The 13,197-nt window shown below is 75.4% G+C and carries 15 protein-coding genes; 6 read left to right on the top strand and 9 right to left on the bottom strand.

Annotated features, from left to right (window positions below; translation table 11 throughout):
- Positions 1–2 precede the first annotated feature (2 nt).
- A complete protein-coding gene (locus ACZ5GH_RS20505) occupies positions 3–989 on the top strand; it encodes an ABC transporter substrate-binding protein (protein ID WP_464334964.1) in 987 nt (328 codons plus the stop codon).
- Here ACZ5GH_RS20505 and ACZ5GH_RS20500 read toward each other — a convergent pair.
- Positions 950–1,846, bottom strand: coding sequence for an AraC family transcriptional regulator (locus ACZ5GH_RS20500; RefSeq protein WP_387760424.1), 897 nt, complete (start codon positions 1,844–1,846; stop codon positions 950–952). The two genes, ACZ5GH_RS20505 and ACZ5GH_RS20500, sit on opposite strands and share 40 nt — an antisense overlap.
- Positions 1,847–1,913: 67 nt before the next feature.
- Here ACZ5GH_RS20500 and ACZ5GH_RS20495 point away from each other — a divergent pair, with 67 nt between their 5' ends.
- Positions 1,914–2,501: a TIGR03086 family metal-binding protein gene (locus ACZ5GH_RS20495; protein ID WP_464334963.1), complete on the top strand. Its 588-nt coding sequence runs from the start codon at positions 1,914–1,916 to the stop codon at positions 2,499–2,501.
- A 66-nt stretch (positions 2,502–2,567) separates the two neighbouring features.
- Here the strand turns inward: ACZ5GH_RS20495 and ACZ5GH_RS20490 are convergent, their stop codons facing one another.
- Together ACZ5GH_RS20490 and ACZ5GH_RS20485 are read right to left on the bottom strand one after the other, a co-directional pair.
- On the bottom strand, positions 2,568–3,452 hold the full coding sequence (locus ACZ5GH_RS20490) for a LysR family transcriptional regulator (RefSeq protein WP_464334962.1): 885 nt from the start codon (positions 3,450–3,452) through the stop codon (positions 2,568–2,570).
- Positions 3,453–3,617: 165 nt separating this feature from the next.
- Positions 3,618–4,589, bottom strand: coding sequence for a PRC and DUF2382 domain-containing protein (locus ACZ5GH_RS20485; protein WP_464334961.1), 972 nt, complete (start codon positions 4,587–4,589; stop codon positions 3,618–3,620).
- Positions 4,590–4,788: 199 nt separating this feature from the next.
- On the opposite strand from ACZ5GH_RS20485, the gene ACZ5GH_RS20480 reads away from it, so the two are divergent.
- The 3 genes from ACZ5GH_RS20480 to ACZ5GH_RS20470 all read left to right on the top strand — a co-directional run bounded on the left by ACZ5GH_RS20480 (position 4,789) and on the right by ACZ5GH_RS20470 (position 7,061).
- Complete coding sequence (locus tag ACZ5GH_RS20480; protein WP_464334960.1) at positions 4,789–5,151, top strand: nuclear transport factor 2 family protein; 363 nt, start codon at positions 4,789–4,791, stop codon at positions 5,149–5,151.
- Positions 5,152–5,322: 171 nt separating this feature from the next.
- Positions 5,323–5,862, top strand: a complete 540-nt coding sequence (locus ACZ5GH_RS20475; RefSeq protein WP_387760429.1) for a hypothetical protein — start codon at positions 5,323–5,325, stop codon at positions 5,860–5,862.
- Positions 5,859–7,061, top strand: coding sequence for a sensor histidine kinase (locus ACZ5GH_RS20470; protein ID WP_464334959.1), 1,203 nt, complete (start codon positions 5,859–5,861; stop codon positions 7,059–7,061). The genes ACZ5GH_RS20475 and ACZ5GH_RS20470 overlap by 4 nt, the downstream gene beginning before the upstream one ends.
- A gap of 19 nt (positions 7,062–7,080) precedes the next feature.
- On the opposite strand, the gene ACZ5GH_RS20465 is transcribed toward ACZ5GH_RS20470, so the two are convergent.
- The 5 genes from ACZ5GH_RS20465 to ACZ5GH_RS20445 all read right to left on the bottom strand — a co-directional run bounded on the left by ACZ5GH_RS20465 (position 7,081) and on the right by ACZ5GH_RS20445 (position 11,278).
- Positions 7,081–7,872, bottom strand: coding sequence for a hypothetical protein (locus ACZ5GH_RS20465; protein WP_387760431.1), 792 nt, complete (start codon positions 7,870–7,872; stop codon positions 7,081–7,083).
- Positions 7,873–7,990: 118 nt separating this feature from the next.
- A complete protein-coding gene (locus tag ACZ5GH_RS20460) occupies positions 7,991–8,437 on the bottom strand; it encodes a VOC family protein (RefSeq protein ID WP_387760432.1) in 447 nt (148 codons plus the stop codon).
- Between the two features lie 111 nt (positions 8,438–8,548).
- Entirely contained in the window at positions 8,549–9,589 is a 1,041-nt protein-coding gene (locus ACZ5GH_RS20455; RefSeq protein WP_387760455.1) for a fatty acid desaturase family protein, read from the bottom strand.
- Positions 9,590–9,784: 195 nt separating this feature from the next.
- On the bottom strand, positions 9,785–10,408 hold the full coding sequence (locus ACZ5GH_RS20450) for a TetR/AcrR family transcriptional regulator (RefSeq protein WP_464334958.1): 624 nt from the start codon (positions 10,406–10,408) through the stop codon (positions 9,785–9,787).
- 96 nt (positions 10,409–10,504) lie between these two features.
- Positions 10,505–11,278: an SDR family NAD(P)-dependent oxidoreductase gene (locus ACZ5GH_RS20445; RefSeq protein ID WP_464334957.1), complete on the bottom strand. Its 774-nt coding sequence runs from the start codon at positions 11,276–11,278 to the stop codon at positions 10,505–10,507.
- A 203-nt stretch (positions 11,279–11,481) separates the two neighbouring features.
- Between ACZ5GH_RS20445 and ACZ5GH_RS20440 the strand changes: the two genes are divergently transcribed.
- The gene (locus ACZ5GH_RS20440) at positions 11,482–12,117 is read left to right on the top strand and encodes an NAD(P)-dependent oxidoreductase (RefSeq protein ID WP_387760435.1); all 636 of its coding nucleotides are present in this window, start codon (positions 11,482–11,484) and stop codon (positions 12,115–12,117) included.
- 92 nt (positions 12,118–12,209) lie between these two features.
- Here ACZ5GH_RS20440 and ACZ5GH_RS20435 read toward each other — a convergent pair whose 3' ends face one another.
- Positions 12,210–13,124 carry a hypothetical protein gene (locus tag ACZ5GH_RS20435; RefSeq protein WP_387760436.1) on the bottom strand — a complete coding sequence of 305 codons (915 nt, stop codon included), beginning with the start codon at positions 13,122–13,124 and terminating at the stop codon, positions 12,210–12,212.
- Between the last annotated feature and the right edge of the window lie 73 nt (positions 13,125–13,197).

Here is a 13,197-nt window from a genome sequence, read left to right as displayed (position 1 = left end):
CGATGCCCCGGATCTCCCGCCGCACCCTCCTCACCGGTCTCGGCGCGGGCGCGCTCGCGGCGGCCGCCGGCTGCACCACCCGGCACCCGGCCCCGCCGACCGCGGACGGCCTCACCGCCGGCGCCACGCCGTCCCCGGCCGCGGTCCCGCCCGTGACGGTGAACGCCGCCACCGGCCCGGTGGTGGTGCCGGGCGCGCCGATGCGGGTGGTCGTGCTGGACACCGACGTGCTCGACTCGGCGCTGACCCTCGGCATCACCCCGGTCGGCGCCGCGCTGGCGGGCCGCGACACCAGCTATCCCGCGTACTGGCCGGCCTCCCGGACCGCCGGGATCCGGCTGGTCGGCCCGGCCGGCGCGCCCGACCTGCCGACCGTACGGGCGCTGCGGCCGGACCTGATCCTCTCCAACCAGACCCGCGACGGCGACCGCTACGAGCAGCTGCGGGACATCGCCCCGACCGTGCTCACCCAGACCGCCGGGGCGCCGTGGAAGGCGAACGTCCAGCTGCACGCCCAGGCGCTGAGCCGGGAGGCGGCCGCGGCGGCCTTCGCCGGCGCGTACCAGAAGCACGCGGGGCAGGTGGCGCAGGCGCTGGCGGCGGCGAAGGCGTCGGGGCGCAGGGTGAGCCTGGTGCGGTTCGTGGAGGGCGGCGGCATCCGGCTGTTCGGCCGGCAGAGCTTCCCCGGGACGGTGCTCGCCGACGCCCAGGTGGGCCGGCCGGACGCGCAGAACGTCGACCAGTCGGACTTCGAGATCCCGCCGGACCAGCTCGCCAGGGCCGACGGCGACCTCCTGCTGTACGCCGTGTACGGCGGCCCGGAGGCGTCCGGCGCCAACGCCGTGCTGGCGAGCCCCAGCTGGCAGGCCCTGGGGGCGGTCAGGGGGCACCGGGCGTTCCCGGTGGACGACCAGCTCTGGTTCCAGGGGATCGGCTACACCGGGGCCAACTACCTGCTGGACGAGTTGCAGCGCTTCCTGGGGGCGTAGGCGGCCCGAGGGCCGTCTCGGCGCGTCCCCGCGTAGCGGGCCGGGGAGACGCCGACGGCGGCGGTGAAGTCCCGGGTGAGGTGCGCCTGGTCCGCGTAGCCCAGCTCGGCGGCGAGCGCGGCCAGGTCCAACCCGCCGTCCGCTCCGGCGCGTTCGGCGGCCTCGTGGAGGCGGGCGCGGCGCAGCACCCACTTCGGGGAGGCGCCGACGTACTCGGCGAACAGGCGCTGGAGGCGGCGGACGGTCAGGCCCAGCTCGGCGGCCAGCCCGTCCACCCGGCACAGGTCCGGCGCGCCGGTGATCCGGTCCACCATGGCGGCGACCTCGGCGGCGACCGGGTCCGGCGCGGGCAGCCGGGGGCGGAGGAAGGCGTCGGCGAGGGCGGCGGGGCTGCCGGGCGCCGCGAGGACCTCCGCGCAGACCCGGTCGGCCTCGGGCCCGAAGTACTCGGCGGCGGGCACGGAACGGTCGGCCAGCCCGCTCACCGGGTGCCCGGCGAAGGGGCGGAAGGCGCCGGGGCGGAACCGCGCGCCCAGCACGTGCCCGGCGCCCTCCAGGCGGCGCACGAAGAGCGAGCGGTCCACCCCGTAGACGCGCGCCCGCGGGGCCTCGAAGACCAGGTGGACGTTGGGGTGGGCGAGCACCTTCTGCTCGTACGGCGGCAGGCCCCGCAGGTCCCAGCGGACCAGCCAGTAGTACTCGACGAACCGCGCCACGGCGGGGTCGGGTGCGAGCCGGTCCACGGTGATCAGCTCCGCCGCCCGGGCGGGGTGGAGCACGCCGCGGCCGAGGTCGGAGGGGTCCTGGGGGTCCAGGGAACCCGGGAGCTCCTGCAGGTCCCGGGGGTCGATCGCCATGCCGCCAGGCTACGGCCCGTCGCGTTTCTTCAAGACCGGCCGGTGCCCCCCGCGCCAGAATCGACGCATGAACGCCCACCCGATGCACCCCTTCCTGGCCCGCGCCGCCTCCGCGGCGGCCGCTGTCGCCGCCGCCGTCCCGGCCGACCGGCCGCTGGACGGGCCGACGCCCTGTACGGAGTTCGACACCCGTGCGCTGATCAACCACTGGGTGCTCTACACCTCGCACGGCCTGGAGCACCGCGCCCGGCGCACCGAGCTGCCCGAGGAGCTGGGCTCGCGCGACTTCACCGCCGACGCCGACTGGCGCTCCGCCTACGCGGCCCAGCTGGAGCGCGCGGTCGCGGCCTGGGCGGACCCGGCCGCCTGGGAGGGGGACGTCGACCTCGGCGGCTCCCCGGTGCCGGCGGTCGGGATCGCCCGGATGCTGCTCCTGGAGCTGCTGCTGCACGGCTGGGACGTCGCCCGGGCGACCGGCGGGCGGATCGAGGTCGACGAGGAACTCGCCCTGCTGGTCGGGGAGATCGTGGCGGAGAACGCCGAGCTGTACCGGCAGTACGCGGGGTTCGCGGCGTCGGTGGCGCTGCCGGAGGACGCCTCCGCCTGGGACCGCGCGCTGGCCGCCTCGGGGCGCGATCCGCGCTGGAAGGCCTGAGCCCCGCGGGGAGCGACCGGTTGGCGCTGGCGGACGAAGGAGCCCCTCCGCGCCTGCGGCCGACGATCACCCGAAGCGGAGCGCCGCCCGGAGCCTGGCCCGCAACAGCCGTACGGCCGGGGACGGTTGGTCGTGGCGGGCGACCAGGCCGAGCCGGGCGCAGGTGGCGGCGTCGGCCAGCGGCACGGTCCGCAGCCCGGCGCCCGCGGTGCCCGCGGCGGAGGACGCGCTGAGCACGGCCACGCCCGCGCCGCGCTCGGCGAGCCGGAGCAGCGCGACCGGTGAGCTGGCCTCGATGTCCACCCGCGGGTCCAGGCCGAGCCGGCGGCAGGAGTCCTGGTAGGCGGCGCGAATGCCGGTGCCCGGGGAGAGGCAGAGGATCTTCTCGCCCCGCAGGTCGGCGAGTCGCAGCCGCGCCCGGTCGAGCGGGTGCCCGACGGGCACGACCGCGGCGATCGGCTCGTCGACGGCGACGGTGGCCTCCAGGCCGGGGGACACCTCGCCCGCGTAGCCGATCAGGGCCAGGTCGAGGGAACCGGCCAGGACCTGCGCCTGGAGGTCCTCGGAGTGCCCCTCGTGCAGGCTGAGTTCGATGCCGGGGTGGCTGCGGCCGAGGTCGGCGACGGCGTCCAGGAAGGGCGGGATCGAGCAGCCCATGATCATGCCCAGCCGGACCCGGCCGCGGACGGCGTCGGCGAACTCGGCGGCGGTGTGCTGGATGGCTTCGAGGGTCGCCAGCGCGTTCTTCGCCAGCGGGAGGACCGCCTCACCGGCCGGAGTGAGACGCACCTGCCGTCCGGCCCGGTCCAGCAGCTGCTGGCCCAGTTCGCGTTCCAGCTTGGCCACTTGGGTGCTGATGCCGGACTGGCTCACGTGCAGCCGGGCCGCGGCGGCGGTGAAGGTGCCCTCGTCGACCACGGCGGCGAAGTAGCGCAGCTGGTGCATCTCCATGACCGGTGACGATATGCGACCGGGTGCTCCGTCCGCTCGGCCGATCGGCCCGTCGGGGGAAACACCCGACGGGCCCGGGGAAGGATCCGACGATCGGCCGGTCCGACGAACCGCCCGGCCGACGAGCGGGCCGTGGCCGCCCGGGCGGTCACGGCCCGCCGGGTGTCACCGGCGGCGGTCCTTGTCGCGGAGCTCCTGGGCCCGGAACTCCTTGTCCCGCAGGTGCCCCGACTTCCCGTCGGGCAGGTCGGCCTCGATGCGCTCCTTGCGCACCTGGCCGGTGACGGTCTGCTCCTCGACGCGTTCCTCGGTCACCAGCCGCACGCGCTCGACCGGGACGGCCTCGGTGCGCACCACCGGCCGCTCCGCGTGCAGGGTGACCTCGTACTCGGCCTCCGAGATGGGCTCACCGGACATCGCGGCGCCCCGGTTGGCGTCGGTGATGGGTTCGTGCTCGAGGTGGACCTCCTCGTGCCGCACCGGCACGGTCTGCCGCTCCTCCTCGGTGACGACGTACTTGCGCAGCTTCGCGTGGCCGGCTTCGTACCGCTCGACGCCGACGCTCATCCGCTCCTCGGAGCGGGTCATCGCGCCGTCCTTGCCCAGGTGGCCGGTCCGCCCGGTGGCGGCGGTGCCCGGAGCGGCGGCGCGCGTGGTGCCGGTCGGGGTGATGCCGGTCGTACCGGCCGTACCGGGGCGGCCGGTCGTACCTGGGCGGCCGGTCGTGGCGGCGGTGCCGGCCGCGGCGGCGGCGGTACCACCGCCCGCGTGGGCCCAGCCGCCCTCGCCGGGCTGGTTGGCGGACTTCCAGGCGTCGTCCCAGGCGATGCCGTAGTGCTGGTAGAGCCGGCGTTCCTCCCGCTCGGAGAGGTGTCCGGTGCTGTCCACGTCCACCAGCGGCGCGTCCTTGACCTTCTCCTTGGGGTACGGCACCTCCAGGTGGTCGTCGACGACCCGGGCGTCGCGGATCGGCACGAACGACTCGCTCGCACCGAACCAACCGGTCTTGACGCTCACCCACTCCGGTTTTCCGGTGGCGTCGTCAAGGAACATGTGGTCCGCTTTGCCGATCTTGTTGCCCTGGGCGTCATGGACGGGGTGGTGCAGCATGGAACGGGCCTGCTGTTCAGTGATCACGATTCACGCCTCCTTCACATTCCAGCGCTGAGCGCCTTACCGGGCCCGGCGGTCCGAAACCACCTCAGCTGACATTCGCTCAGCGTGACGACCGCGCCCGACCGCTCACGCACCGTGCGCCATTTCCATCACCAGAACAGATAGGAGCCATCAGATCCATCTGCTGGACGGATGGCTCGGCCGGTCGGAGGATGAAGGCATGACGACGACGAAGAGCGCGCGCGAGATCGCCGAGACCTACTTCACCGCCTGGGAGGCGGGCGAGTTCGACACCGTCCGTGACCTGCTGGCCGACGACGTCGACTTCGTCGGGGCCCTGGGGACGGCCTGCGGGGTGGAGGAGGCGCTGGCCGGGCTGAAGGGGCTCGGCCGGGTGCTGGAGAGGATCGACGTGAAGGTCCGGGTGGCCGAGGGCGACGAGGTGATCACCTGGTTCGAGCTGTGCACGAGCATCGCCCCGCCGGCGCCGACCGCGAACTGGATGCACGTCGAGGACGGCCGGATCACCCGGATCCGGGTGACCTTCGACCCGCGCGGGCTGCTCGCCGGCTTCGGCGGCTGACCGGGCGGCTGACCGGGCGTCCGACCCCTCGCAGCCGCCCGTACGAGGGACCGCGACCAGGCCGGCCGGCCACTCACCCGAGCGGTCATTCCCGCAGGCGACGTGGGACGGGGCACGCTACGACTGGGGTGAAGGACCCCATTCATCCCACTCCCCCCAGGGAGCCCCACCATGAACGAACGGACGACCCCGTCCCCGACCGTCGGCGCCACCGTGCACCAGGTCCAACCGGGCGGGGAGACCGGTCCGGTCCTCGCTCACGGCTTCCTGCTCGACCCCCGGTCGGTCCTGGTGCCCGACCCGCCTCGGACGGTCGGCGACCCGTGGCAGAGCCTCGCCGTCCGGATCACCGTCGACCCCGCCCCCGGGGACGGCGCCGAGGCCCTGCGGGTGGCCGGCATCGGCCTGGCCGCCTTCGCCACCGACGGCACCACCAGCGCGGCGGCCTTCCTGGCCCTGCTCACGCCGTCGCGACACGGTCCCTCCGTCGGGGAGATCACCCGGGACCGGTTCGTCGAGACCCTCCGGCAGCACCACGGCGACCTCTGGGCCACGCACCTCGCCCTCGGCTACCCGATCCGTCCGCCGGAGCACGCCGCACCGGTGGAACCGTGGTGGTCCGACAGCCAGGCCGGCGGGTTCGCGGAGTTCGCCGACATCTGGTGCTGCCTGGGCTCCAACCACACGTGCTGCCGGGAGCTCCGGTTGTGACGGACCCCGCCCGTCGGCCGCGGTCACGGACCGTCACGGCGCAGGACGCCGCACTGGCGCTGGCGGTCACCGTCCCCGACGTCTTCTTCTACGCGACCCCGCTCGCGCCGGAGGTGAACGGGCGCGACCAGCTGCTGCTGACCGCCTTCGCCCTCCCGGAGGTCGTCGCGCTGACCTTCCGCAGGCGGTGGCCGACGGCGGTGTTCGCCGTGGTCTGGGCCGCGGCCGTCGGCGCGGCCCTGCTCTCGCTGAACTCCGACTTCGGCTTCACCCCCTTCTTCGGGCTGCTGATCGCGCTGTACTCGGTGGCCCGGCTGGGCGAACGGCCGGTCGCCCTCACCGCGCTGGTGCTGACCGGCCTCCCGGTCGCCCTGGGCATCTGGGATCCGATCGCCACCGGGGCGGTGCGCCCCGACCGCCAGACGGCCCTCGTCATCAGCGGCATCGCCTTCTACCTGCCGATCACCGCCGTCGCCTGGGGCGCCGGCCGCTGGATCCGGTCCGCCGCCGTCGCCGCCGAACGCGACCAGCGCGAACTCGCGCTGGCCCGCCGGGCCGTCCGCAACGAACGCGTCCAGATCGCCCGCGAGTTGCACGACATCGTGGCCAACGCGGTGGCCGTCATCGTCATGCGGGCCGACACCGCCCGCAGCACGGCGCCCACCGACCCCGGCCGGCTGGCCGCCACCCTCGGCGACATCGAGGAGCTGGGCCGCAACGCGATGGCCGAACTGCGCCGGATGCTCCGGCTGCTGCGCACCGCCGACGTGCCCGTGGCGGCCGGCGCCGGGCGGCGCGGACTAGCCGACCTGGGCCTGCTGCTGGACGACGCCCGGCGCGCCGGAATCCTGATCGACCTGGAGGTGCACGGCCACCCGGCCCGCCTCGACGACAGCGTCGACCTGACGGCCTACCGGCTGGTCCAGGAGGCCGTCACCAACATCATCAAGCACTCCGGCCCCGGCAGCCACGCCGCGGTGCGGATCCGCTGGTCCGAGGTGCTGGCCCTGGAAGTGGTCGACGACGGCGCCGGCCGCCGCCCCGAGGCCCCCCGGGAACTGTCCACCGGCCACGGCCTGCTCGGACTCGCCGAGCGCATCGCGCTGTTCGGCGGCGAGCTGACCGCCTCGCCGTACCTCTCGGGCTTCCGGGTCACCGCCACCCTGCCGATCTCGCCGCCCCCCGCCACGGCGGGCTGACCGGCCGGTCCGCGGCCGCTCACCGCTCCTGCGCGTACCGGGTGGTGAAGCCCAGGACCGCCACGTACCGGCCCTCGGCCGGCTTCGTGACCTCGCCCGGCCGCACGGGCTGCCAGGTCAGGTACTCGGACCGCTGCCCCTCGTCGTTCCGGTAGCGCCGGCCGCCGTACTTCTCGTACCAGTAGTCCTCGCCGGAGGTCAGGAGTTCGGGGCCCGGCGCCCGGGCCACGCTCACGTACAGCTCGGTCCGCACCGCCCCGTCCGTCGACAGCTCGAACTCCACGGACGGGGAGACCGGCCGGGCCGCCGCCTCCGCCACCTCCTCGGGGGTGGGGTCGGCGGGCGGCTGGTGGTCGTACTCGTCGGCCTCGACCAGGCCCTTCCACCGCTGCGAGCTGAGCCAGCCCTGGCCGTCCAGGTACCGGTCCAGATCGGCCAGCCGGGAGCGGACGTCGCTCCCGTCGAAGGCCAGGTAGACGTTCACGGTCCGCTCGCAGGCCGTCGGCAGCCACTTGCCCCGGGCGAACAGGTCCCCGCGGTAGTCGGTCCGGCACACGTCGACCGTCGACCGGGCCAACCCCTGTGCCCACGGCAGCAGCTCCGGCAGCAGGTCGATCCGGCCGGCCATCCGCTCCTCGGCCGCCCGGCGGGCCTCCCCGGTCGCCGCGTCCCGCGCCAGCCCCGGGACGTCCGGCGGGGTCGGGATGGCCGTGTCGCGGTACTGCCGCCACCCCGCCCAGCCGACGGACACCACCGCCGCCGCCAGCACCGCGATCAGCACCCATCGCAGCCAGAACCGAACCACATCCACCCCCGGCCTCCGCACACCCCGCTCGGGCATCGTACGGGCGCGGACGCGGAACGGGGCGGGCGGTGCCGTCCGACACGGGAGGCCGGTGCGTCCGGCCCCCCGTGCGGGAGGGTGCCGTTCAGGCCTTCGCTTCGGCCTTCGCGTCGGCCACATCGGCCCGCCCGTCGGTCTGCCAGGCGGCGCGCTGGCGCAGCGCGATCCGGTTGCCGTCCGGGTCGACCGCCTCGATCCGGATGCCGAAGCCGTAGTCCTCCGGCTCCGGCTGCTCGAAGGTCACCCCGCGCCCGCGCAGCACCTCGAAGTCCGCCCGCAGGTCGTCGGACTCGATGAACACCGGCCCCGGCACGCCCGCTCCGGGCTGTCGACCGGCCGGCAGGCCGGCCGACTCCGGGTGCGGCCACAGGACGATCTCCGGCCCGCCGCCCGGGACGGCCACGGTGAGGAACCGCCCGTCCGGGCCCGGGTGGTCGATGCGCTTCTCCAGGCCGAGCCCGTCGACGTAGAACTCCAGGGCGCGGTCCTGGTCGGTCACGTAGACCGTCACGTACATGATGTTCGTCAGCATCCCGCTGTTCCTCCGTACCGTCGGTGTGGTCCCACTGCCCCACCGACGGATCCCGGCGGCCGGATGTGACGGCCGCCCGCCGGCCGGCCGCCGCGCACCCGGCGCCGGAGCTCACCCGCCGGAGCGGATCGGCTCGCCCGTCCGGTGCAGGTGGGCGAAGATCTCCCGGTAGGAGCGGAACAGGCCCGTCTCGTAGTACGGGACGCCCTTCTCGGCGCAGAACTCCCGGGTGATCCGGGCGGCCCGCCCGAGCGCCGGGGTGGGCATGCTGGGGAACAGGTGGTGCTCCACCTGGTAGTTGAGCCCGCCCATCACCGAGTCGACGAGCAGCCCGCCGCGGACGTTGCGCGAGGTGAGCACCTGGCGGCGCAGGAAGTCGAGCCTCATCTCCGGCGTCACCATCAGCATGCCCTTGTGGTTCGGGGCGAAGACGCAGCCCAGGTAGACGCCGAGCAGCGCCTGGTGCACCGCGAGGAAGGCGACCGCCTTGCCGACCGGGAGGGCGGCGAACACCAGCCCGAAGTAGGCCGCGAAGTGGACCACCAGCAGCGCGCCCTCCAGCACCGGGCGCTTCATGGCGGGGCCGCGCAGCGCGCGGAAGCTGTTGAAGCTGAGGTTGAGGCCCTCCAGCAGGAGCAGCGGCACGAACAGGTACGCCTGCCGGCGGCCGATGAACCGGGCGAGGCCGCCCGCCTGCCGGGCCTGCCGCTTGGACCACACCAGGAGGTCGGGGGCGACGTCCGGGTCCCGTTCCTCGTGGTTCGGGTTGGCGTGGTGGCGGGTGTGCTTGTTCATCCACCAGCCGTAGCTCATGCCCATCATCAGGTTGGCGGCGATCCGGCCGCCGACCTCGCTCGGCAGCCGCCGGTCGAAGACCTGACGGTGCGCCAGGTCGTGGGAGAGCAGGCCGATCTGGGCGAACACCACGGACATCGCCGCCGCCAGGCCGAGCTGCCACCAGGTGTCGCCCAGCGCGAACAGGGCGTACCAGCCGCCGAGGAAGGCGGCGAGCACCAGGCCCGCGCGGACGGCGTAGTAGCCGGGGCGCCGGGCGAGCAGTCCCTCGGCGGCTATTCGGCGGGTCAACTGGGCGAAGTCGCTGCCGCCGCTCCCCGACCGGGGGGCGGGGGCTTCGGGCGCTTCGGTCGTCATCACGGGCTGCGCGGGCATGCCCCGAGTCTGGCCGCGACCGGCCCGCCCGCAGAACGGGGAAAGCACCCGTCCCGTACGGGTGTTAACCCCCTTGCCGCCGGAGGTGCCGACCCGAGGCGAGTGCGCCTGCCCGAGGCGAGGGGCGCCGACCCGGGGCGCGGCGCACCGGCCCGCCGCGGCACCGCGCCGAGTGCCTCAGGAGGGCTCCGCCGGACCGCCGAGCGCGGCGCGGACCAGGCGGGTGACGGCCGGGGTGGCGGCGGCCAGGGCGCCGTCGCCGTCCGGTGCCCCGGCCGTCGCCTCCGCCTCCGCCGCCAGCGCGTCGTAGGTCTCGAAGGCGGTGAGGACGAACAGCAGGCCCGCCGCGTCCGGCGGGGCGGCGGGCAGCCGGCCGGTCAGCACGGCGGCGCCCTCGCGGCGGCGGGCGTCGCGGTCGGCGATGACCCGGCCCACCTCCTCGTCGAGCGCGGCGAGGGCCCGCAGCCGGCGGGTGCAGACCCGGTCGACCGCCCAGAAGCCGCCCATCACCTCGACGAAGCGGTCCACCGCCGCCCAGGGGTCGGCCAGGGTGAAGGCCTCGGCGAGCCGGGCCATGCCGCCCTGTTCGGCGAGGGCGTCGCAGACCGCCTCCAGCAGGCCCGACTTGGAGCCGAACTGGTAGTAGACGGTCGCCCGGGCGACGTCCGCGCGACGGGCGACGGCGTCCAGCGAGGCCCCGCCGGTCTCGGCCAGGTGCGCGCGGGCGGCCGCGACGATCCGGGCGCGCGTCTCGTCGACCTCCGCCTGCCGCTGTCCCATCCGGTAGGACCGGGGGCTCATCCCGCTCGCCTCCACTCGTTCCGTGTGAACTGGCAGTATCGCCGATCCGTCCACCCGGGCCGGGCCGCCCCGGCGCTCGGCGGGGCGGCCAGCCGCTCAGAGCATGATCCGCCCCCCGCTGACGTCCAGGGTCTGCCCGGTGATCCAGGACGACGCGTCGGAGGCCAGGAAGAGCGCGGCCGAGGCGATGTCCTCCGGCTCGCCGAGGCGGCCCAGCGGGTGCGCGGCGGCGACCGTGGCCCGCACCTCGGGCGGCATCTGCGCGGCGGTAGGTTCGGTGCGGACGGTGCCCGGCGCGACGGCGTTGACCCGGACGCCCGCACCGGCGACCTCCAGCGCGAGGTGCCGGGTGAACATCAGCACGCCCGCCTTGGCCGTGGCGTACGCGGCGGAGGCGCCGCTGGGCAGTCGGCCCGCCGTGGAGGCCATGGTGACGATCGAGCCGCTGCCGCGGGCCAGCAGGCCGGGCAGGAAGGCCTGGACGGTGAGGAAGGTGGCGGTGAGGTTGCCGTCCAGGACGGCCCGCCAGTGCTCCTCGGTCTCGCGGACGGTGGGCACCGGGTAGCCGTCGCCGCCGACGAAGGCGGCCAGGACGTCGACCGGGCCGAGGTCCCGCTCGATCCGGGCGGCGGCGGAGCCGAGCGCCGTCGCGTCCGTGCAGTCGGCGACCAGCCCGAGCGCCCGGGCGCCCTCCGCCCGCATCCGCTCGGCCACCTCCGTCAGCGCCGCCGCGTCGCGGCCGAGGACGGCGACGGCCGCGCCCTGCCGGGCGAAGGCGAGGGCGGTCTCCGCGCCGATGCCCCGGCTGCCGCCGGCGATCACCACCACCCGGCCGTCCAGGTCGGGGTAACGAGTCTGCCGAACTCCCATGTCCCATCGCTCCTTCGGGGTTGCACTCGCGGTGCACTGTGGTTCACTTGATTTCATTCATACAGTCCGTCTGAATGAATGACAAGCACCGCCCCGGTGCCCGGTCGCACGCCACGAGTCACAAGTCCCGAGCGCGGGTTACGTGCACCGGTCACGAGTCACGGGTCCCGAGTCCGGGTCCCGGGAATCCCGAGGAGGAACCGATGAGGATCGCAGTCGTGGGCGCCACCGGACGCACCGGCCGCCTGGTGGTCGACCTCGCCCTGGCGGCCGGACACACCGTCACCGCCGTCGCCCGCGACCCCGCCCGACTACCGCACTACGCGCACGGCACCCCGCGCACCGCGCGGGCCGACGTCAGCCGACCCGGCTCCCTGCACGGCCCGCTGGACGGCCAGGACGCCGTCGTCGCCGCCCTCGGCACCACCGGCCGCCGAGCCACCACCGTCTTCTCCGACGGCGCCCGGGAATTGACCGCGGCGGTCCGCGCCGGCGGCGTCCGGCACCTGGTGACGATGAGTTCGGCGGGCCTGGACACCAGCCGGCTCCCGTTCGCCCAGCGGGTGGTGACCGGGCTGGTGGTCGACCGGCTCTACCGGGAGGTCCACCACGACCTCGCCCGGATGGAGGCGGTGCTCGCCGGGTCCGACACCGCGTGGACGGTCGTCCGGGTGCCGATGCTCAAGGACGGACCGCCGTCCGCGGGCCCCCAGGTCTCGTACGACCGGCCGCTGCCCCGCGCCGGCACCGCCACCCGCGCCACCGTCGCCCACTGGATCGTCGGCCACCTCGGCGACCCGGCGACCTTCCGCCACCTGGTCCACCTCGCGGACGACTGACCCGGCCCGCCAGACTGACCCGGCCCGCCCGATAGGCCCGATAGGCCCCACGGACCCGGCCACCCCGGCGGCGGCACCCGCACCGCCCCGGCTCAGCCCTGCTGCGGCGGGCGGCGGCGCATGGCGAGCAGCAGCAGGACCACCGCCGACAGCACGGCGGACACCCGCAGCACGTCCGGGGCCGCCGACCAGCTGATCTGGCCCAGCGGCGAGCCCGACTGGAGGCCGCCGCCCTGGCCACCCGCCTGCTTGGCCTGCCGCATGGAGAAGAGCGTGGTCGCGCTCATCGTGGCCAGCGGGATGCCGAGGACCACGAACTTGCGCATCAGGTCGGAGATCTGGCGGGACAGGTAGCCGAGGCCCCAGCCGGCCAGCATGGCCGGGAAGAAGCCGGAGACCGCCCCGCCGACCAGCAGGCCGCAGGAGAGCAGGATCAGCGGGGAGGGCTTGCGGGCGGGCGCGCCCTGCTCCGCCTCCTTCCCCTTGGCCTTGGCCCTGCCCTTCCTGCCCCCGGCCTTCCCGGCGGCGGCCCCGGGCTGCGCGGGAGGAGCGGCGGGGGCCTGCTTGCGCCGGCCCCGGCGCGGCTTCTTCTTCAGGTCCGCGGGCCCGGCGGGCGCCGCGGCCTCCTCGGCGCTCGGCTGATCGGCGGTGCGCTGCTCGGGGATCGGCTTCGGCGCGGGCCGCGGCCCGTCCGAGAAGTCGAAGAGCGTCATGGTCCACGGGCCGGTGCTCGACACCGTCGGCGGCGGGATCGCGTCCGCCCGCTCCCGGGCCTCGGCCAGGTCCGGGAGGTCCAGCGGTACGGACGGGATGCCCGCCGCGCTCGGCGCCGGCGGGTCGTACACGCTGTCGGGGTCGGGGTCGGGGTCGGGGACAGGGACGGGAGCGGGAGCGGACGGCACCTCGGCGGCCCCCTCGGACGCGCGCTCCCCGGAGCCACCGTCCGGGCCGCCGTCCGAACGCTCGCTCCAGGGCCCGCTCTTGCGCCACCACTCGCCGTCCGTCATCACCGACCACCCCGCCTCACCCGTACCGGCCGCCCACCGAACCGCCCTCGGCGTGACGCTACCCACCCCGCCC

It is taken from the genome of Kitasatospora sp. Xyl93 (genome assembly GCF_055383135.1).
Note: the sequence above shows the minus strand (reverse complement) of the source record. Positions and strands in the feature narration are given on the sequence as shown.

Excerpts from the sequence above, each read along its gene's own strand:
- ACZ5GH_RS20460 (WP_387760432.1), bottom strand. The coding sequence starts at position 8,437 with ATGCTGACGAACATCATGTACGTGACGGTCTACGTGACCGACCAGGAC.
- ACZ5GH_RS20480 (WP_464334960.1), top strand. The coding sequence starts at position 4,789 with ATGACGACGACGAAGAGCGCGCGCGAGATCGCCGAGACCTACTTCACC.
- ACZ5GH_RS20435 (WP_387760436.1), bottom strand. The coding sequence starts at position 13,124 with ATGACGGACGGCGAGTGGTGGCGCAAGAGCGGGCCCTGGAGCGAGCGT.
- ACZ5GH_RS20455 (WP_387760455.1), bottom strand. The coding sequence starts at position 9,589 with ATGACGACCGAAGCGCCCGAAGCCCCCGCCCCCCGGTCGGGGAGCGGC.
- ACZ5GH_RS20445 (WP_464334957.1), bottom strand. The coding sequence starts at position 11,278 with ATGGGAGTTCGGCAGACTCGTTACCCCGACCTGGACGGCCGGGTGGTG.
- ACZ5GH_RS20490 (WP_464334962.1), bottom strand. The coding sequence starts at position 3,452 with ATGGAGATGCACCAGCTGCGCTACTTCGCCGCCGTGGTCGACGAGGGC.
- ACZ5GH_RS20505 (WP_464334964.1), top strand. The coding sequence starts at position 3 with ATGCCCCGGATCTCCCGCCGCACCCTCCTCACCGGTCTCGGCGCGGGC.
- ACZ5GH_RS20450 (WP_464334958.1), bottom strand. The coding sequence starts at position 10,408 with ATGAGCCCCCGGTCCTACCGGATGGGACAGCGGCAGGCGGAGGTCGAC.
- ACZ5GH_RS20475 (WP_387760429.1), top strand. The coding sequence starts at position 5,323 with ATGAACGAACGGACGACCCCGTCCCCGACCGTCGGCGCCACCGTGCAC.
- ACZ5GH_RS20440 (WP_387760435.1), top strand. The coding sequence starts at position 11,482 with ATGAGGATCGCAGTCGTGGGCGCCACCGGACGCACCGGCCGCCTGGTG.
- ACZ5GH_RS20495 (WP_464334963.1), top strand. The coding sequence starts at position 1,914 with ATGAACGCCCACCCGATGCACCCCTTCCTGGCCCGCGCCGCCTCCGCG.
- ACZ5GH_RS20500 (WP_387760424.1), bottom strand. The coding sequence starts at position 1,846 with ATGGCGATCGACCCCCGGGACCTGCAGGAGCTCCCGGGTTCCCTGGAC.